We start from the raw sequence: 19,967 nt of genomic DNA, 5'->3' as shown, positions 1-19,967 counted from the left end.
CAGACCGTTAAAAAATGTTAATATTAGAACACACCCGTATTGAGGGGAATTCCTACATAAAGTTAAGCGCAAAAATAAAAAAGGATTTGATTCTAAAATTGAAGATTAACAACTTTTAACTTCATAGTTATCAACATCTTAACCATGAACAATCATTATTCCGATAAATGGATAAATTAAAACGACTATATGCATTTTGTACATCTTATAAAATAAAATTTTGAAGATGTGTTTTAAAAATTTCTATCGGTTAATGCCGTTTGCATTCACCCAACGCACATATTCGGCTTTATTACGATTGTGTTGCGCTAATGTTTTAGCAAATTTATGATATCCAAAATTTGTAACATTGGCTACAAAATAAAGGTAATCATGGTCTTCATAATTTAGCACCCCATCTATAGAGGTGATATCGGGCATTGCGATAGGTCCAGGAGGAACTCCTGTAAACTTATATGTATTATAAGGAGAATCTAGTTCAAGATCTTTATATAACACACGTTTAATCACTTGATCGAAATCATTTTCTGCTTTTTTCTTTGCATAAATAACAGTCGGGTCTGCTTGCAGAAGCATTCCTTTTTTTAAACGATTTATATAAACCCCAGCAACCCGTGGACGTTCGTCGGTTTTAGCTGTTTCTTTTTGTACAATTGAAGCCAATGACATAACTTGAACTTTAGTAAGATTCAACGCATTAGCTTTATTTATTCTCGTTTCATTCCAAAAGCGATTATATTCAGTTTTCATTTTATCACGAAAAGTTTCAGCACTACTATTCCAATAAAACTCGTAGGTGTTAGGAATATACATCGCAAGAGCAGTCGCTTCAGAAAATCCATTGCTTGAAAGAAATTTAGACTCTCGCATTGTCTGAATCAACGAAGCACTATCCGCTTCAATCTGTCTTGAAATATGCCCCGCAAGATCCTCTAAACGTTCTTGATTGTTAAATTTTACTTGAATCGGAACATTCGTACTTCGTAAGGTGTTAACGAGGTCATTATTATTCATTCCCTTTTTAATAATATAGTGTCCGGGTCTTATATTGGTGCTATACCCTTTTCGTTTTGCAACAGCTTCAAAAGAATCAATATCTTCTAAAAGCGGCGCTACTTCTTCTAAAACTTCAGAAAATGATGCATTGCTAGGAATATATATGTGTGCTTCCGTATTATTAAATGCAGTATTAGGGATAAATACTGCGTTATAAACATACCAAGCAAACCCTGCCATGATAACTAGCCCTAGTAAAGCAACGGCAACTACTATTTTTTTTAAATACATGCTTTTAACTTATTTGTAAAAAATTTACTTGCGAATTAATTGATACATATGTTCATCTTTAAAACCGGTCTCGAAACGAACCCAATCCTTTTTTATTCCAGCTTTATTAAATCCTGCTTTTTCAAAAAGAAGCATACTCCTTGTATTGTCTTCAGTAATATTTGCAAAAATTTGGTGCAGCTCTAATCGATTAAATGCGTATTGTATAATTAAATTTAATGCAATTCGGGCATTGCCTTTATTTCGGTCTTTATCGTCATAAATAATAATTCCGACACCCACTCGCTGATTTTTGGGGTCAAAATCGAATAAATCTATAAATCCTATAGGGTGTTCCTGCACTGCTTCTAAACATATAACTAAGCGCAGTTGTTTTACATCGTAAATATCACGATGCGCATTCTCCAAATATTGATTTAAAATAAATTTTGAATAGGGCGCCATAGTATTACTCAACTCCCATATTTTTTCATCATTTTCTAGTCGATATAAGAAATCAATATCTTCGGGCTCGAGAGCTCTTAACACTACCCCATCTGCTTTTAAACTAACACTCATGCCCACGTTCCTTTAAATACTCGAATGGCAGGCCCCTCTAGAAATACTTCTTTGTAAATTCCATTTTCTTTACTGAAAGAAACCTGTAACACACCTCCTTGTGTATTAAGCGTTACTTTTTGTTGGGTTGTTTTTCCTGTTTCGAACATAGCAATAGCTACTGCAGTCACTCCCGTGCCACAGGACAATGTTTCATCCTCTACTCCCCGTTCGTACGTTCTTACTGAAAATGTATCGGTATCAGTTTGCGTAACGAAATTTACATTAGCACCTTCCTTTCCGTAGCGATCATTTCTAATTTTTCTTCCTTCTGAAAAAACATCATATCTGGTTACATCTTCCACTAATTGTACATGATGTGGTGATCCAGTATTTAAAAACGCTACCTTTTCTGAAGTTTCAATTTTAGTAACATTGTTCATTTTGAGTGATACAGTATTACCTAATATAGATGCTTCATGCATACCATCAACGGCTTCAAAAAAAGCATTTTCTTTTGAAATACCAAGATAATTAGAAAAATGAGCTATGCATCTGCCTCCATTCCCGCACATCGTACTCAAGTTTCCGTCAGAATTATAATACACCATCTTAAAATCGGCACTATCATGGTTTTCCAATAACAGCAAACCATCGGCACCTATGCCAAATTTACGGTCACACATACTGGCAACCAGATTGGTATCATTTTTGGGGAAATACATTTGGCGATTATCTATGATGATAAAATCGTTTCCAGTGCCTTGATATTTGTGAAATGGGATTTCCATAGCCGCAAAGGTATAAAAAGCCATGTGGACTTGTTTCATTTCGCTCTTGTTAAATGGACGTTAAAACTGAAATATTTTTAAAATAGTATCGTCTAATAATTGTTACCTTATGTATAATTAAAAAATTAAAGTATATGAAACAGACCATTCGATTATTCGTTGTCGCACTTTTAGCAGGTGCTGTAACCTTAGGAGGTTATAAATTTTTCACTGAAGAAGAGGGAGTTTCTTTTATTCCTGAAAACAATACAACTTCATTTATACCTACTACCTACGATTCGTACGGTACCGAGGCACTTGATATAGATTTTACTCAAGCCGCAGAAAAAACTGTAAATGCTGTCGTTCACGTCAAAAACATGACGATTACAGAACAACCTACTAATATGATGGAGTATATTTATGGTACAGGGCAACCCAAAGCACGAATTGGTTCGGGAAGTGGTGTAATTATTTCTCCAGACGGTCACATAATTACCAATAATCATGTAATCGCCAATGCTACCGAGCTAGAAGTTACCTTGAATAATAACAAAACATATAAAGCCACTCTTATTGGCACTGATCCAAAATCGGACATTGCTCTTATTAAAGTTGATGCTAAAGTAGATCTTCCTTCTATTGCGTTTGGTGATTCGAACATGCTAAAACTAGGAGAATGGGTATTAGCCGTAGGAAACCCATTTAATCTTACCTCAACTGTAACAGCAGGGATTGTGAGTGCTAAAGCAAGAGATCTAAATGAATTTGATGGTAACCCGCAATCGTTTATTCAAACCGATGCCGCTGTGAATCGAGGAAATAGTGGTGGTGCCTTAGTGAACACACGTGGAGAGCTAGTAGGGATTAATACTGCTATTACAAGTGAAACTGGATCGTATGTTGGTTATTCTTTCGCTGTACCTTCGAATAATGCTCGAAAAATTATTGAAGATATCATGCAGTACGGTAATGTACAACGTGGAATTTTAGGAATTCAAGGAAGTAATTTAAATTCAGAAAGAGCTAGGAACCTAGGAATTAGTGAAACTGAAGGAGTCTATGTAGGTGGAATAGAAAAAGGAAGTGGCGCTGATGAAAGTGGAATTAGGAAAGGCGATATCATTAAAGAATTAGATGGTATTACGGTAGGTAAATTCTCTGACCTATCAGGATATTTAGGTTCTAAAAGACCTAACGATGTTGTAAATGTTACCTTGCTACGTAATGGAAAACAAAAGACAGTTCCTGTAACATTAATCAAATTAGAAACCTACGAGATTGACTATTTAGGTTTGGAGGTTAAAAACGCTACTAAGGCAGAAATTGCAAGTCGAGGAGTTTCTAATGGAGTAATTGTTACAAAACCATTAACTAGAGATATTGCACAATACAACCTTTCTGGCATTTTAATTACGAAAATAAATGATCAGAAAATTGAAGATATCGAAGATGTAAAAAGAGTAATGGCAGCTAGAGATTTTTCTGCTCCAATTAAAATGTCTTTTATTACTGAAAAAGGAGAAGCTAATACGTTTATTTTTAGATAAAATAAAAAAGATTTAATTCTTCAATAACCCTGTTTTTACAATAAACAGGGTTATTTTGGTTTCAGAAAACACGTTTATTTATTCTAATGCACCCTATCTAAAACTCATACTATATCAGACTGCCCTATTTTTGTTTTCACAAATCTTTCAGAGGCGTATTTATTTTACAGTTTTACTTCCCGAAAACGATTGAAATCGTTACTTTTGCAGCAAAATTTTAAACCTTGATTTTTGCTTGCAGAGATCTTAAATCCACACCACTATGAGTTTTGATGACGTTTATGAAAAAGAACTGTCTTTTCAAACCGATCGCCGCAAGGCAACCGTCGAATTTATTAATATTATCAGTGATCTTTGGTACGACAAGTCCATAGAATTGGTAATTTTCAGAAATCAATTAATAGACCGCAACGTTAGTGAGATTCTTAATCTTCACGAATATGCAGGTGAGTTCGTTCAAAAACCAATTTCGATTTTCGATTCTGTTGAGATCGCCCAAGCCATCAAAACATTGAATCTACCTCCTGCAAAATTAGACATCGGGAAATTAACCTACGAGTATCACTTAGAAGACAATAAGTATACCGATGCTCTTGCATTTGTTTCTGAAAAATTAAAAGATGCAAAAGACAAAGAAAACATTGTTCCTAAAGATGTTATCTTATATGGCTTCGGAAGAATCGGAAGATTATTAGCCAGAGAACTAATGACGAGAACAGGTCAAGGAAACCAAATGCGCCTACGGGCAATTGTGACTCGGGGCACAATCGACCAAACAGTATTAGAAAAAAGAGCGTCGTTACTACAGTACGATTCGGTACATGGGGATTTTCCAGGTACAGTACGTGTAGACCTTGAAAACAAAGCGCTCGTAATTAACGGAACTACAGTACATATTATCTCAGCCAATGCTCCCGAAGATATCGATTACACGTCATACGGAATTGAAGATGCACTCGTAATAGACAACACTGGTGCTTTTAGAGATAAAGAAGCTTTGAGTCGTCATTTAGTTGCTAAAGGGGTTTCAAAAGTGTTATTAACGGCACCTGGAAAAGGAATTCCAAATATTGTTCACGGGGTAAACCACGCCGAATACAACCCAGATGAAGTAGATATTTTCTCTGCAGCCTCTTGTACTACTAATGCAATCACACCTATTCTTAAAGCAGTAGAGGATTCGTTAGGTGTAGTTCACGGTCATTTAGAAACTATTCACGCTTACACAAACGACCAGAACCTTGTAGATAATATGCATAAGAAATACCGTCGAGGTCGTGCTGCTGCATTAAATATGGTAATCACCGAAACAGGAGCAGGATCTGCAGTTTCTAAAGCACTTCCTTCTTTTGAAGGGAAATTAACTTCTAATGCGATTCGTGTACCAGTGCCAAACGGTTCATTAGCAATTCTAAAATTAGAATTAGAAGGTAAGACCTCTAAAGATGGGATCAACTCTATTATGAAGAAATATGCTTTAGAAGGCAACTTAGTAGAGCAGATTAAATATTCACTTAATAATGAATTGGTATCTAGCGATATTGTTGGATCTTCTGCTCCCTCTATTTACGACAGTAACGCTACTATCGTAACTAAAGATGGTAAAGATGTTGTATTATATGTTTGGTATGATAACGAGTATGGGTATAGCCATCAGGTTATTCGCTTAGCTAAATACATCTCTAAAGTACGTCGATTTACCTATTATTAATTGAGTGCGAAAGCAGCTTTTATAGTAGAAAATCAGTTCAAAAAAAGGTTCGGTCATTGATCGAACCTTTTTTTTTATGACTTCATTAACCCTCTATACATACAATTTCCTCGAAATTTACTTCGTCTCAACGACTTAACTATGACTGAAAGAAAAAAAAGGAAACCTTACAAAAAGAAAAGGTATACAATACCAATCATTATTTTACTTTTACTAATAGCCGGTAGACTCTACTTACCTATCTATGCAAAGAACTATATAAATGAAGTATTGGCTGATATCCCAGGGTATTATGGACAAGTAAGTGACATAGATATTTCATTATGGCGTGGTGCTTATGTTATTAATGGGATGTATCTTAATAAAGTCGATGCTGGAACACAGGTTCCGTTTCTCAATTTTCCAAAGAATGATATTTCAGTTGAATGGAAGTCTTTATTAAAAGGAAAGATCGTTGCCGAAGTAGTAATGATGAGCCCAGAAATAATCTACGTATTAGAAGATCAAAAAACAACTCCTGCCGAAGGGGAAGCCGATATCGACGACTGGACCAAAGCCCTTACAGACATTGTCCCACTCGAAATTAACCACTTTGAAGTTCACGACGGAACTTTTGCCTACGTAGTGTTAGAGTCCGATCCTAATATCGATCTCCAAATTAATAAGATTCAACTTACCGCAGACAACCTAAGAAATGTAGTAGAAAAAGAACGCATTCTCCCCTCTCCTGTCAAAGCAACTGGAGTTTCTATCGGAAACGGAAATGTATCACTCGATGGTAACATCAACCTAATTAAAGAAATTCCCGATATGGATATTGCTTTTTCTTTGGAAGACGCTGACGTTACTGCAATTAACAATTTTACACGCCATTATGCCGGAATAGATTTTAAAGAAGGAACTATGGGAGTATATAGTGAGATCGCAATTGCCGATGGATACATGAAAGGGTATATGAAACCGTTACTTACCAACTCAAAACTTATTGGTAAAGAAGATGGTTTTCTCGGAGTGCTTTGGGAGGGATTTGTGGGTTTCTTTAAATTTATTCTGAAAAATCAAGGGACCGACACCATTGCAACACGCGTTCCTATTGAAGGCGACTTGAATAATGTACAAGCGGGTGTTTGGCCAACAGTATTCAATATTTTTGAAAACGCTTGGATTAGTGCATTCAAAGGCGAGGTGGATAACGACATCGATTTCGAAGATGCCTTTAATGATCCTAATCTTACAAGAGAAGAAAAGAGAGAACTACGAAAAAAACGCCGAGAACAACGTCGCGCCGAACGTAAAGCTGACACTACCGATGGATTTTTTAAACGCTTGTTCGATGGAAATGAAGATGAAGAGGAAAATGATACATTAAAAGAGGGAGAACAGAAACAAGAAAATACGGACGAAACTAAACCTGAACACTAAGCAATAATTGATAAAAAAATTAAATCCGTACCTTTCAAAAAAGTACGGATTTTTTATGAAAACACTTCGAGCAACTTCGCAGCATTTGGAACAACTCATTGCCTTATTCGATGCGTATCGCGTGTTTTATAAGCAGACTTCAGATATCGATGCGGCCCGAAAATTTCTTGCAGAGCGGTTTCAGAAAAATGATTCTGTAATTTTTATTGCCTTTTCTTCGGAAGAGCAACTTGTAGGGTTCACACAATTGTACCCTAGCTTTTCGTCTGTTTCCATGCAGCGCACCTACATTCTCAACGATCTATATGTTGCTTCTGAAGCTAGAAAGCAAGGAATTGGCGAGGCTCTTTTAGAACACGCTAAACAATTTGCTATTCACCAAGGAAGCAAAGGACTAATACTTGAAACTGCCGTGGAAAATCCTGCGCAAAAATTATACAAACGACTAGGGTGGAAAAAAGATATAGGCGTGCAACATTATGCTTGGGAAATTCAGAGTTCAGATAAATAGTTTATTTTTACATCTCAAAATTCATACTTACCGAGACAGCTCATGCGCATTGATATTATTACCGTACTACCCGAATTATTAAGAAGTCCTTTCGAAGCATCCATCTTAAAACGTGCGATCGAAAAAGGCCTTGTGGAAATACACATGCATAATCTTAGAGACTTCTCCACCAATAATTACAATCAGATAGACGATTATCAGTTTGGCGGTGGTGCAGGCATGGTCATGATGATCGAGCCTATCGATAAATGTATTACCAAACTTAAATCTGAAAGAAACTATGACGAAGTAATCTATATGACACCCGACGGCGAAACCTTTAAGCAAACTATTGCCAATCAATTATCATTAAAAGAAAACATCATTATCCTTTGTGGACATTATAAAGGAGTGGATCAACGAGTGCGCGATCAGTTTATCACTAAAGAGATCTCTGTGGGAGATTTTGTGCTAAGTGGCGGTGAGTTAGCGGCTGCAATTGTTTGCGATGCCGTAATTCGTTTACTGCCTGGCGTATTAGGAGATGAGACGAGTGCCCTAACCGATTCTTTCCAAGACAATTTACTAGCACCTCCAATTTACACCCGCCCCTCCGAATACAAAGGATGGGAAGTTCCTGAAATATTATTAAGTGGACATACTGCAAAGATCGAAGCATGGCGTGAAGACGAAGCGTACAAACGTACGGAGCGATTACGTCCAGACCTTTTAGAAGATTAATTTAATATACACGAACCCGTTGTACCCATGAAAAAAATACTATTAGTACTTCTTACTGCCGCTAGTTTCTCAGCGTGTAATGAAGGAAAGAAATCTGAAACGAAGCCTGAAACTGCCATGACTTCGAATACCGCTTTTTCAACCCTTTTAGAAGATTATTACGAAGAAGGTTTACAACTAAATCCGGTGAGCGCAACTACAGCGGGAGATTCTAGATTTAACGATCAATTTCCAAATACTCTTTCGGAAGCGTATCGCACTAAACTAAGAACCTATTACACCTCGTATAAAGAAAAATTAAACGCATTCTCTTCTAAAGATCTTTCGGAAACCGAACAAATGAGTAAGGCAATTCTGGAATGGGAATGCAACATTAACCTAGAAACCATGTCTTTTAATAAAGATAAATACCTGCCGATCGATCAGATGTGGTCGGTGAACTTATTCATGGGACAATTAGCAAGTGGTGCAAGTGCGCAACCTTTTAAAACAGTAGCAGATTACACCAATTGGTTACAAAGGCTTGAAGGATATTTAGAATGGTTGAAAAATGCAGAAACCAATATGCGCGAAGGGATACAACAAGGGTATGTACTTCCAAAATCTTTGATCGTGAAAGTGCTGCCACAATTAAAGGAAATGACCGAGCCGAATCTGGACAATCATTTATTTTATTCGCCTATTAAAAATTTTCCCGATTCTTTTTCTAATACTGAAAAGCAAGAACTCACCGAAGCGTACACCCGTATAATTAACGACAAATTAATTCCGGCTTACCAAAGTTTGCATGATTTTATGGCTACTGACTATTTGGAGGCTGGAAGAGAAAGTAGTGGTATTGCTGAAACACCAGAAGGAGAAGCGTATTACCAGCACCAAATTAAATTATACACCACAACTAATATGACTGCGGCAGAAATTCATCAACTGGGATTAGATGAAGTAGCCCGTATTACTATGGAGATGGAAAAGGTGAAGAATGAAGTGGGTTATGAAGGCGATCTCAAATCCTTTTTTAATTACGTTCGGAATAACAAAGAGTTGATGCCGTATAAAACCCCGAAAGAGATCATCGACAATTTCAATGCAATTCATGAAACAATGAAACCAAAGTTGAATGTCCTCTTTGATCAAAAGCCTAAAACTCCGTTTGAAGTTCGACAAACAGAAGCATTTCGTGAAAATTCAGCAAGTGCAGAATACAATCCTGGCTCTGTAGATGGGACAAGACCAGGAATTTTCTACACTCCTATTCCAGACGCGACCAAATACAATGTCTATAGCGACGAATCGTTATTTTTACACGAAGCCATTCCAGGACATCATTATCAGATTTCATTAACACAAGAAAACGAAAAACTTCCAAAGTTCAGAAAAACACTTTGGTACAGTGGGTATGGAGAAGGCTGGGCATTGTACAGTGAATCACTCGGAAAAGAATTAGGACTTTATACCGATCCGTATCAGTACTTCGGAATGTTGGGTGCCGAGATGCACCGAGCGGTTCGATTGGTGGTCGATACTGGACTTCATAGCAAAGGCTGGACTCGGGAAGAAGCAATACAGTATTCGCTAGAGAATGAAGCTGAAAGTGAAGCTGGGATTACTTCGGAAATTGAACGATATATGGCGAATCCAGGACAGGCTTTATCATATAAGATCGGACAACTAAAGATTCAAGAGTTACGAAAGAAATCGAAAGAAGCCTTGGGAGACCAGTTTTCTATTAGTGAATTTCACAATCAGGTATTGGCTACTGGCTGTGTTCCTTTAGCGCTACTCGAAGATAAAATTGAACGATGGATTGAGGAAAAACTGTAGCGAATAATTTGTGCGTTAGGGATTGAACGGTGTGTTTAAGCTCTTCTTGAAGCGACAGCGTAAAGAAAGCGAGTAGTGAAAGCCCGACCCTTTTTTAAGGGAAACGCCCTAAATTTTGTTACACTATGAAAGATAATTCTTGAAAAGACGAATAATTATCGTGAAAAACTTGTGCTATCTTAGAATTTACTTATTTTTGCACTCGATTTAATCCAACCTCTGGCGATGTACGTGAATGTTGTTTTAAACAAAACCCTTTCAAATTAAAACAATGGAAAGTTTAATAAAATTTGTACAAGACGAATTTGTAACAAAGAAAGAATTTCCGAACTTCGGAGCTGGTGACACGATTACAGTGTACTACGAAATTCGTGAAGGTGAAAAAACAAGAACACAGTTTTTTAGAGGTGTGGTGATCCAGATTAAAGGTACTGGACAGACTCAAACATTTACTATTCGTAAGATGTCTGGAACTGTTGGTGTAGAGCGTATCTTCCCAATGAATCTTCCAGCGTTACAAAAGATCGAAATTAATAAAAAAGGTAGCGTTCGTAGAAAACGTATCTACTACTTTAGAGGTCTTACTGGTAAAAAAGCAAGAATTAGAGAGAAGAGAAGTTAATACTCTTTCTCAACATATTAAAAAAAGCGGTTCTTATAGAACCGCTTTTTTTATGAACAATTGTTAATAAGCGATGTTCACAAATGGTTCATATCTAAATCATTACGCATAGTTGTTATTTTAAAAATGTGTCTTATATTTATACTATCAAATTGATGGAAACATCATGAAGATATTATAAAGTAACGTTCTTTAGATCCCTTTTTATAATTGTTTGAAATGCCAACGATTCATTGAATGGTTGGGATTGAGATTAAAAAAGGTTGAATACAGATGTTTTAAAAATAGAGAATAACTTTTCGTTATTGTTTTTATAACAGCATGTATTCAGTGTAGAAACAAATCACGACTGCAAGGGTTTAATAAACTTGCATACATTGGCTTCGGCTAATGAGTCGGCAACGATGTGTTTCTCAAGAAGCCATAGTTTGGTAGCGATACCATATTATGGCTTTTCTTGTTTTTACTTATAATAGCTCCTCCCTTAAATTAATAACACTGTTTCCTAAAAAAAACATAAACTTCCAGGTACTAAAACTTACACCTTTTATTACCCTTCTCATTTATGTATATTTGCATTTCTGAAAAAAATTATCTTATGACAAAAAAAGCCAAAATTATATATACGAAAACCGATGAAGCCCCTGCTTTAGCTACGCATTCATTCTTACCTATTGTTGAAGCATTTGTAACACCGTCGAATATTGTTGTCGAAGCAAGAGATATATCATTGGCAGCCCGTATTTTGGCTCAATTTTCAGATCTTCTTTCAAAAGAACAGCAAGTAAACGATGCCCTGAGTGAATTGGGAGAATTGGCGAAACAACCGGATGCAAATATCATAAAGCTACCTAACATTAGTGCGTCGATGCCACAACTCACAGCTGCGATAAATGAATTACAAACGAAAGGATATCCCCTACCCGATTATCCAGAAGATCCAGCGAACGATGAAGAAAAAAGCATAAAAGCAAAATATGATAAAGTGAAAGGGAGTGCTGTAAATCCTGTACTACGTGAAGGAAACAGTGACCGTCGCGCGCCTAAAGCAGTAAAGAATTTTGCGAAAAAACATCCACATAGAATGGGTGCATGGGATAGTGATTCTAAATCGCACGTAGCGACTATGGGGCATGGTGATTTTAGAAATAACGAAATTTCTGTCACTCTTAAAGAAGCAAATACCGTTAAAATTATCCATACTGATACAACCGGTAATAAAACTGTTTTAAAAGACGCAATTCCTGTTTTAAAAGGGGAAATTATAGACGCTACCAAAATGGAAAAAAAGGCGTTACTATCGTTTCTTGAAGATCAAGTAAAAGATGCTGCCGCGAAGAATGTACTCTTTTCACTTCACATGAAAGCAACCATGATGAAAGTTAGTGACCCAATAATATTTGGTCATGCGGTAAAAGTCTATTTTAAAGAATTATTTTCAAAACACAAAACTACCTTTGATGAATTGGGCGTGGATGTAAATAATGGGTTTGGAGATCTAACTACTAAAATCGAAGAATTACCCCAAGATAAAAAAGAAGCTATCCTTAAAGATATCGAACAGATCATGGACGACCAACCAGATCTAGCCATGGTAAATAGCGATAAGGGCATCACAAATTTACATGTACCAAGCGACGTAATTATCGATGCTTCGATGCCAGCGATGATACGCACTTCTGGACAAATGTGGAATGCAGATGGAAAACAACAAGATACAAAAGCTGTAATTCCAGATAGTAGTTATGCTTCCATATATCAAGCAACTATTAATTTTTGTAAAGAGCATGGTGCTTTCGACCCTACAACTATGGGTACTGTCCCTAATGTAGGATTAATGGCACAAAAAGCTGAAGAGTATGGGTCACATGATAAAACATTCGAGATCAATTCTAATGGTACTGTTAGCGTGATAGACGATAATGGAAACACGCTTATAGAACATTTTGTTGCCGAAGGTGATATCTGGAGAATGTGTCAAGTAAAGGATCTACCAATACAAGACTGGATTAAATTAGCCGTTAATCGTTCAAGAGCGACTGGAAGTCCAGCAGTTTTTTGGTTAGATGAAGACCGTGCTCACGATGCTGAATTAATTAAAAAAGTAAATACATACCTTCCAGACCACAATACAGAAGGGCTCGAGATAAAAATACTTTCTCCAGAGAAGGCTACTTTATACACACTTGAACGAGTTAAAGAAGGGAAAGAAACCATTTCTGTTACAGGAAATGTTTTACGTGATTACCTTACCGATCTCTTCCCTATTCTTGAATTAGGCACTAGTGCAAAAATGTTATCGATCGTTCCATTAATGAATGGCGGAGGATTATTCGAAACCGGTGCGGGAGGTTCTGCTCCAAAACACGTACAACAATTTGTAGAAGAAGGTCATTTACGATGGGATTCGCTCGGGGAGTTTTTAGCACTTGCAGTTTCTCTGGATCATTTAGGAGAAACCTTTAATAATCCGAAAGCCACTTTAATGGGAGAAGCGTTAGACGATGCTACCGAAAAATACTTAGAACACAGTAAATCGCCATCCAGAAAAGTAAACGAACTAGACAATCGTGGAAGTCATTTCTACCTTGCTCTTTATTGGGCACAGGCTTTGGCTAATCAGGATAAAGATGATGTCTTAAAAAAACGTTTTACTCCTATTGCTGAAAAATTAGCTAAAAATGAAACAAAGATCGTTTCAGAATTAAATTCTGCACAAGGAAATTCTGTAGATATAGGCGGCTATTATGAACCTAACGAAGCATTGGTTTCTAAAGAAATGAGACCAAGTAAAACGCTCAATTCTATTCTCTCTGAGATTAAATAACTAAAAAAAGCCTTCTGTTTTGAAGGCTTTTTTTAAACACTCAACTCAATTATGTTTTTGGATTAATAAGGATATTGCAATTTGAAAAATCTAATACTCTTCTTTTTTCTCTTCGGAAGTCTATATTCCTATGGACAAAGCAAATTTACGATTAGTGGAACGGTTTCTGAAGCGGGGTCGGGCGAAACGTTATTTGGAGCTAATGTTATTATCCCAGCATTGGAAACTGGAACGATTACCAACGAATACGGATTTTATTCTATCACGCTTCCTGAAGCGGAATATGATATTTATTTTCAAAGTATCGGGTTCACTTCTGAAAAGAAATTAGTCGTACTTTCTGAAAATATTACACTAAATATTTCTCTAGAAACCAATACAGAGGAACTTAGCGAAGTTATTGTAAAAGCTGATGGAGAAAAGTTGAATATTCGAGATCCACAAATGAGTACTAACACTTTATCATCGAGTACTATAAAGAAAATCCCCGTAGTTTTGGGAGAGGCAGATGTTATAAAAGCTATCACTTTATTACCAGGAGTTACAAGTGCAGGTGAAGGCGCGAGTGGTTTTAATGTACGTGGAGGAGCAGCCGATCAAAATTTAATTCTATTAGACGAAGCTACACTATATAATTCGTCGCACTTATTTGGTTTCTTTTCGGTATTTAACCCAGATGCTATTAAAGACCTCACACTTTACAAAGGGGGTATTCCCGCCAGATACGGTGGAAGAATTTCCTCCGTATTAGATATTTATCAAAAAGATGGTAGTAAAAAGAACTTTGGTGCCACTGGAGGAATCGGATTAGTCGCAAGTCGATTGCTACTGGAGGGTCCCATAAAAAAGGATACTGCTTCATTTCTTATTGGAGGTCGGAGTAGTTATGCGCATTTATTTCTTCCCCTATTCGATAATGATAATGTAGCCTATTTTTACGATTTAAATACTAAGGTTAGCTACAATGTAAATAAGAACAATCGATTATTTTTATCGGGATATTTCGGCAGAGATGTTTTTAGTATTTCCGATAGTTTTTCAAATAGCTTCGGAAACGCAACGCTAAATCTACGTTGGAATCACTTATTTTCAAATCAACTATTTAGCAATCTTTCTTTAATTTACTCCGACTACTATTACGGTCTTGAATTAAAATTTGTGGAATTTCAATTCGATAGCGGTATTAATAATTTTAATTTAAAATATGATTTCACGCACTATCTAACCAATAAAGTGAAATTACAATACGGACTAAATAGTATTTATTATAGATTTAATCCTGGCGAGGTTACACCAACTTCAGAAACGAGTGGTATTAATCCGAGCAAACTTACAAACAAATTTGCTTTTGAAAATGGTATTTATTTAGATAGTGAAATTGAAGTTTCAGAAAAAATAAAAATTCAGGCGGGAATTCGGTTTTCAACGTTCAATCGGTTGGGGCAAAATGCTATTAATGTATACGAAGACGACAATCCTATTCTATACGACGAAATATTAGATATCTACAGTAAAGCAAGACCCATCGACACCATTGCAGTTGATAGAAATACCACTATAAAATCGTTTGGAAACTTAGAGCCCAGATTTGCCATTTCGTATCAATTAAATGATGTTTCTTCACTAAAAGCAAGTTATAATAGAACGGCTCAATACATTCATTTAATAAGTAATACAAGTTCTCCAACTCCATTCGACATCTATGCCCCAAGTGGACAGTTTATAGATCCACAATTAGCAGATCAAGTCGCAATGGGATATTTTAGAGAATTTGAAAATTTTTCTTTTGAAGCAGAAACCTATTATAAAAAGGTTGAAAATCGGTTGGATTATGTTAATGGAGCTGATCTAATTGCCAACAATGCTATTGAACAAGTTCTATTAAATGGAGAAGCAAGAGCGTATGGTGTGGAACTTTTACTAAGAAAAACTACGGGAAGACTACAGGGTTGGATTGCTTACACATTGGCAAAAAGTGAGCAACGAACCCCCGGAAGAACTCCAGTGGAAACGGGAATAAACAATGGAGAGTGGTACAATTCTGCTTGGGACAGAACACACGATATCTCAATCACATCCCAATATAAATTAAACGACCATTGGACGTTTGGCTCGAATTTTATCTTTCAGACCGGGCGCCCTGGTACGTTTCCAAATGGGCAATATCAATATAATGATTTAACGATTCCAGTGTATGAATCTAGAAATAGCAGTAGACTGGGGGCGTTCCATCATTTAGATATTTCTGCTACATGGACACCTAAACATAAAAGAGAAAAAAGGTTCAAAGGAGAATGGGTTTTTAGTATTTATAACCTCTACAACCGTAAAAATGCTAGTTCGATTTCGTTTTCAGAAAACACAGATATTAATCAAAATGAAGCAGTTAAATTGTCTATTTTCGGAATTATCCCATCGGTAACCTATAACTTTAAATTTTAAGCTATGAAGAGACTTTTAGCTATCGTATTTTGTTTTTTACCATTTGTTTCTTGTGAAGATGTAATAGATCTAGATTTAAATGAAGCTGAACCTAGATTAGTAATTGATGCAGAAATTGTTAAAAGCGTTGAAAATGATTCGTCTGTTGCGCGAGTAAGAATAAGCTTGACCACACCCTTTTTTGAAAATGAACCCGCCTTTATTAATAATGCCATGGTAACTATAACAGACAGTAACGGAGCTGTTTTTACGTTAGAAAATACCTCAGACGGATTCTACAGTTTTCCAGATTTTAATCCTGAAGTGAATACTGCCTACACACTTCAGGTTATTTATAATACCGAAATATATTCAGCTACTGAATTATTACAAACTGTAGTTCCTTTAGAATATATAGAACAAGACAACGATGGTGGTTTTCTAGGAGATGAAATAGAACTTAAAGCTTTCTATACCGATCCAGTAGGTGAAGAAAACTTTTACTTTTTTGAAGGCTTAGGACCTCCAGGAAATGTTCGTGACGTTTTTGATGATGAGTTCACAAATGGAAATCAAGTGTTTGCGTTATACGTTACTGAAGATTTAGCAATTGGAGATGATGTATATTTTTACTTATACGGAGTAAACGAGCAATTTTATAATTATATGTCTTTATTACTACAACAAACTGGCGGTGGTGGTCCTTTCGAAACACAACCCGCAACCGTAAAAGGAAATATCGTCAACGAAACAAATCTTGAAAATTACCCTCTAGGATATTTTAGAATTTCTGAAGTTTCCGTATTATCCTATACTGTTCAATAATAATGTAACTTTGTATGATGTCTTTTATAAAAACTACAGAAGCCGACTCTAAGTACGATCATTTAGAAAAAATGAACGTTTCGGAAGTATTAAAAAATATAAATTCTGAAGATAAAACAGTTCCTGATGCGGTTGAAAGATCCATGCCGCAGATAATAGCACTTACCGAAATTGTTTCATCAACCTTAAAAAAAGGGGGAAGATTATTTTATATAGGCGCAGGTACAAGTGGAAGACTCGGAATTGTTGACGCTAGTGAGTGTCCACCCACTTTTGGCGTACCACACGGAATGGTCATCGGGCTTATTGCTGGAGGAGATACCGCCATTCGTGAAGCTGTGGAATTTGCAGAAGACTCTAAGGATCAGGGCTGGAAAGACCTTCAGTCGAATAAAATTACTTCAAAAGATATTGTTATTGGCGTTGCTGCTTCGGGAACTACTCCTTATGTAATTGGAGCCTTAGAAGAATGTAATAAAAATAATATTGCAACGGGATGCATCACGTGTAACGAAGGAAGTCCGTTAGGCAAAACAGCAAAATTTCCTGTCGAGGTAGTTGTAGGTCCCGAGTTTATTACAGGAAGCTCTCGCATGAAAGCTGGTACTGCCCAAAAGTTAGTACTTAATATGATCAGTACCACTGCAATGATTCAATTAGGAAAAGTTAAGGGAAATAAAATGGTGGATATGCAATTAAGCAATCACAAATTAGTGAATCGAGGAACCCGTATGATTATGAATGAATTACAAATTTCTGAAGATAAAGCTGCGGAACTTTTAGATAAAAATGGAACTGTACGAGCAGCAATAAATGCGTATTATAATGCCAAATAACCACACCGATCAAAAACTATTAATAAGGGGGCTAAAACGCTTGGTCCTAGCCTTACCCTTATTAGTAGTAACTACATATCTTCTCAACTTTGCTTTCTTGAACAAAGCCACAATTCCAATCTACATCGCACTAATACCTGGAATTGCATTTATGATAGTAACAATTTACCTTCTTTTTAATGGAATAAAAATTATAATGCGTTCCCTCTTCGGTGACAATTAAATAGCTTCAATTAATTAGACTTTACAACCTGTACCACTTTTTGCGTCGCGCCAATTTGTAATTTCACTAAATAAACGGCTGCTGCTAGGCTAGAAATATCCAGATCGATTTCATTAGAATTCACAGACAGGTCAATCACTTTTTGTCCTAGCAAAGAATATACAGACAGATTTTCTATAACATCCCCTTGATGGCGAATATGAACAGTAGAATTTGCCGGATTAGGATACATAATTACAGTACTGGCATCGAACTCATCTACACCTAAAACCACATTCACTGTCACCGCAAATGGAGCACTAGGACACTCGTCTACAATATTAACTGCATAATAAGTGGTATTATTTACTAATTCTGTTGTTATATCTAGAGGATCAGTTAATGTCGTTGCATCATCTAACGTAGCAAACCAAGTAACATCGGTCGGACTTATTACAATATCGGCAAGAGTTGCTCCTTCTGTAAATGTTTGCATAGCTTCACCAGTGGGAGTGTCTGGAGGCGTACATGCTGCAAGGTTTAATCTGCCAAAATATTGGGTAGATTCAGCCATACCAATAGGAGTACTCGTCCCTGTAGAAGGATCGAAAAGACGATATCCAGCATCAGAAGAAATCAATAAATTTCCTGCGTCACCAACACTTATAACTCCACGCAATGCTCCTTCATCCCAATAATTAAGAATAGTACCGTCATCTATTGAAAATTCATACAAACCAGAATCATTAGACCCCAAGGAACTAAAAACTGCAGCATATATTGAGTTATTTTCGGAATTTACTTCCATTTGTTGAATAAAACTAACCACACCTTCTCCAACAATATTCCCGAGAACATTACCGTCATAATCGCGTCTTTCAATTTTAGTATCTGCACTTATATAAGAGATATATACTTCATCACCTACATCTATAATATCAAAAATAGACCCGTCGTCGGTAGTAGGATAAAACCCGATAAGAGCCCCATCAAAATCAAGCCTAACGATGGCATTTTCGGGAGCACCATTATTAGAGCCTGCATTGGTCACCCATATTTCACCATCTACAATTTCAAGCACCCTTATATTATCTAGCCCCACATCTACTCCTTCAATAGTACTTACATAGACACCTTCCAAATCGAAACGATCGATACGATCTTCGAGCTGATCTGAAATCCAAATTTCTTCTCCAACCTGTAATATATCTTTGGGAGTTCCTTGACTTAATGGTGTTAAATCTATAAATGCAGGATCAATTATCGAACCATCATCGGGATCTAATAATATTAAAAATGGTTCTTGAATTACAGCAGTTCGTTCTTACTATGCCTGCAATGTTGTTACTGCAAACAGCATGAATATGACACATAAAGAAATTGATTTCTGAATAATTAAAGTAGTTTTTTTCATAACGTATTGATTTTGTGACACTAATTTAACTAAACATTTATGGAAATAAAAAAAATTGGCATCATTTCCTACATAAACTATGGGGAAACATTGTTTTAAGATAGTAGAGATTTTTAAATATGAAAGTATAAATCAGTATGACATTATACGTATTGCAAGTTGATCTTTGCGCAATAGGCATCACCTTGTACCTACTCTTTGATGCAATTCCTCATTTCGCAAAAAAGCTTCACTGCGAAACGTCCTGTTTGATACCCTTGAGGGAGTAGAGCTTGATTTACCTAGTAAATTACAACTAATTATAATCCTATAACAAAAGATGACATTTTATCGGGTCTTTAACCTAGCGATACGTTTAATATAAATTTTAAAACGTTTTAACGGTTAAAAACGGCTCTGTTTCAAGTTCAGTAATAATGCTGTGATTAGCGTGTTTTTAGTGGTTTAAATCAACAAAAAAAAGAGTTTCTTTTAGTATTAATTTTTGAAGT

The 19,967-nt window shown here is 36.2% G+C and carries 16 protein-coding genes; 12 read left to right on the top strand and 4 right to left on the bottom strand.

From position 1 onward, the window contains the following. Positions 1-243: 243 nt before the first annotated feature. From mltG to dapF, 3 genes are read right to left on the bottom strand one after another with little or no spacing between them, the layout of a single operon-like run. On the bottom strand, positions 244-1,287 hold the full coding sequence (gene mltG / locus ULVI_RS07780) for an endolytic transglycosylase MltG (RefSeq protein ID WP_068591510.1): 1,044 nt from the start codon (positions 1,285-1,287) through the stop codon (positions 244-246). A gap of 24 nt (positions 1,288-1,311) precedes the next feature. Beyond that, positions 1,312-1,845, bottom strand: a complete 534-nt coding sequence (locus ULVI_RS07775; protein WP_068591507.1) for a GNAT family N-acetyltransferase — start codon at positions 1,843-1,845, stop codon at positions 1,312-1,314. Next, the gene (gene dapF, locus ULVI_RS07770) at positions 1,842-2,615 is read right to left on the bottom strand and encodes a diaminopimelate epimerase (RefSeq protein ID WP_068592538.1); all 774 of its coding nucleotides are present in this window, start codon (positions 2,613-2,615) and stop codon (positions 1,842-1,844) included. The genes ULVI_RS07775 and dapF overlap by 4 nt, the downstream gene beginning before the upstream one ends. A 134-nt stretch (positions 2,616-2,749) precedes the next feature. Here dapF and ULVI_RS07765 point away from each other — a divergent pair, with 134 nt between their 5' ends. The 12 genes from ULVI_RS07765 to ULVI_RS15785 all read left to right on the top strand — a co-directional run bounded on the left by ULVI_RS07765 (position 2,750) and on the right by ULVI_RS15785 (position 18,083). Next, positions 2,750-4,144, top strand: a complete 1,395-nt coding sequence (locus ULVI_RS07765) for a S1C family serine protease (RefSeq protein WP_068591505.1) — start codon at positions 2,750-2,752, stop codon at positions 4,142-4,144. A 262-nt stretch (positions 4,145-4,406) separates the two neighbouring features. Next, entirely contained in the window at positions 4,407-5,855 is a 1,449-nt protein-coding gene (locus tag ULVI_RS07760) for a glyceraldehyde-3-phosphate dehydrogenase (RefSeq protein ID WP_068591503.1), read from the top strand. 141 nt (positions 5,856-5,996) lie between these two features. After that, the gene (locus ULVI_RS07755; protein WP_082830814.1) at positions 5,997-7,277 is read left to right on the top strand and encodes an AsmA family protein; all 1,281 of its coding nucleotides are present in this window, start codon (positions 5,997-5,999) and stop codon (positions 7,275-7,277) included. Positions 7,278-7,332: 55 nt separating this feature from the next. Beyond that, on the top strand, positions 7,333-7,788 hold the full coding sequence (locus ULVI_RS07750) for a GNAT family N-acetyltransferase (protein ID WP_068592535.1): 456 nt from the start codon (positions 7,333-7,335) through the stop codon (positions 7,786-7,788). Positions 7,789-7,830: 42 nt separating this feature from the next. After that, positions 7,831-8,508 (top strand): tRNA (guanosine(37)-N1)-methyltransferase TrmD, encoded by a 678-nt coding sequence (gene trmD, locus ULVI_RS07745; RefSeq protein ID WP_068591501.1) that lies wholly within the window; start codon positions 7,831-7,833, stop codon positions 8,506-8,508. 27 nt (positions 8,509-8,535) lie between these two features. Continuing rightward, positions 8,536-10,329, top strand: a complete 1,794-nt coding sequence (locus ULVI_RS07740) for a DUF885 domain-containing protein (RefSeq protein WP_068591498.1) — start codon at positions 8,536-8,538, stop codon at positions 10,327-10,329. A 271-nt stretch (positions 10,330-10,600) separates the two neighbouring features. Next, positions 10,601-10,951 carry a 50S ribosomal protein L19 gene (rplS, locus tag ULVI_RS07735; RefSeq protein ID WP_068591496.1) on the top strand — a complete coding sequence of 117 codons (351 nt, stop codon included), beginning with the start codon at positions 10,601-10,603 and terminating at the stop codon, positions 10,949-10,951. 598 nt (positions 10,952-11,549) lie between these two features. Then, complete coding sequence (locus ULVI_RS07730; protein WP_068591493.1) at positions 11,550-13,778, top strand: NADP-dependent isocitrate dehydrogenase; 2,229 nt, start codon at positions 11,550-11,552, stop codon at positions 13,776-13,778. 81 nt (positions 13,779-13,859) lie between these two features. Then, positions 13,860-16,220 carry a TonB-dependent receptor gene (locus ULVI_RS07725; protein WP_068591491.1) on the top strand — a complete coding sequence of 787 codons (2,361 nt, stop codon included), beginning with the start codon at positions 13,860-13,862 and terminating at the stop codon, positions 16,218-16,220. A 3-nt stretch (positions 16,221-16,223) separates the two neighbouring features. Then, on the top strand, positions 16,224-17,024 hold the full coding sequence (locus ULVI_RS07720; RefSeq protein WP_068591488.1) for a DUF4249 domain-containing protein: 801 nt from the start codon (positions 16,224-16,226) through the stop codon (positions 17,022-17,024). A gap of 17 nt (positions 17,025-17,041) precedes the next feature. Continuing rightward, complete coding sequence (gene murQ / locus ULVI_RS07715; protein ID WP_068591485.1) at positions 17,042-17,860, top strand: N-acetylmuramic acid 6-phosphate etherase; 819 nt, start codon at positions 17,042-17,044, stop codon at positions 17,858-17,860. Beyond that, positions 17,838-18,083, top strand: coding sequence for a DUF6095 family protein (locus ULVI_RS15785; protein ID WP_082830813.1), 246 nt, complete (start codon positions 17,838-17,840; stop codon positions 18,081-18,083). Before murQ ends, ULVI_RS15785 begins: the two co-directional genes overlap by 23 nt. A 10-nt stretch (positions 18,084-18,093) precedes the next feature. Here the strand turns inward: ULVI_RS15785 and ULVI_RS07705 are convergent, their stop codons facing one another. Further along, positions 18,094-19,203: a T9SS type A sorting domain-containing protein gene (locus tag ULVI_RS07705; protein WP_068591482.1), complete on the bottom strand. Its 1,110-nt coding sequence runs from the start codon at positions 19,201-19,203 to the stop codon at positions 18,094-18,096. Positions 19,204-19,967: the final 764 nt, after the last annotated feature.

The sequence above is a fragment of the Cochleicola gelatinilyticus genome, from assembly GCF_001637325.1.
GTDB classification, from domain to species: Bacteria; Bacteroidota; Bacteroidia; order Flavobacteriales; family Flavobacteriaceae; genus Cochleicola; species Cochleicola gelatinilyticus.
Note: the sequence above shows the minus strand (reverse complement) of the source record. Positions and strands in the feature narration are given on the sequence as shown.

Excerpts from the sequence above, each read along its gene's own strand:
- ULVI_RS07755 (WP_082830814.1), top strand. The coding sequence starts at position 5,997 with ATGACTGAAAGAAAAAAAAGGAAACCTTACAAAAAGAAAAGGTATACA.
- dapF (WP_068592538.1), bottom strand. The coding sequence starts at position 2,615 with ATGGAAATCCCATTTCACAAATATCAAGGCACTGGAAACGATTTTATC.
- ULVI_RS15785 (WP_082830813.1), top strand. The coding sequence starts at position 17,838 with ATGCGTATTATAATGCCAAATAACCACACCGATCAAAAACTATTAATA.
- mltG (WP_068591510.1), bottom strand. The coding sequence starts at position 1,287 with ATGTATTTAAAAAAAATAGTAGTTGCCGTTGCTTTACTAGGGCTAGTT.
- ULVI_RS07760 (WP_068591503.1), top strand. The coding sequence starts at position 4,407 with ATGAGTTTTGATGACGTTTATGAAAAAGAACTGTCTTTTCAAACCGAT.
- ULVI_RS07740 (WP_068591498.1), top strand. The coding sequence starts at position 8,536 with ATGAAAAAAATACTATTAGTACTTCTTACTGCCGCTAGTTTCTCAGCG.
- trmD (WP_068591501.1), top strand. The coding sequence starts at position 7,831 with ATGCGCATTGATATTATTACCGTACTACCCGAATTATTAAGAAGTCCT.
- ULVI_RS07730 (WP_068591493.1), top strand. The coding sequence starts at position 11,550 with ATGACAAAAAAAGCCAAAATTATATATACGAAAACCGATGAAGCCCCT.
- rplS (WP_068591496.1), top strand. The coding sequence starts at position 10,601 with ATGGAAAGTTTAATAAAATTTGTACAAGACGAATTTGTAACAAAGAAA.
- ULVI_RS07750 (WP_068592535.1), top strand. The coding sequence starts at position 7,333 with ATGAAAACACTTCGAGCAACTTCGCAGCATTTGGAACAACTCATTGCC.
- ULVI_RS07765 (WP_068591505.1), top strand. The coding sequence starts at position 2,750 with ATGAAACAGACCATTCGATTATTCGTTGTCGCACTTTTAGCAGGTGCT.
- murQ (WP_068591485.1), top strand. The coding sequence starts at position 17,042 with ATGTCTTTTATAAAAACTACAGAAGCCGACTCTAAGTACGATCATTTA.
- ULVI_RS07720 (WP_068591488.1), top strand. The coding sequence starts at position 16,224 with ATGAAGAGACTTTTAGCTATCGTATTTTGTTTTTTACCATTTGTTTCT.
- ULVI_RS07775 (WP_068591507.1), bottom strand. The coding sequence starts at position 1,845 with ATGAGTGTTAGTTTAAAAGCAGATGGGGTAGTGTTAAGAGCTCTCGAG.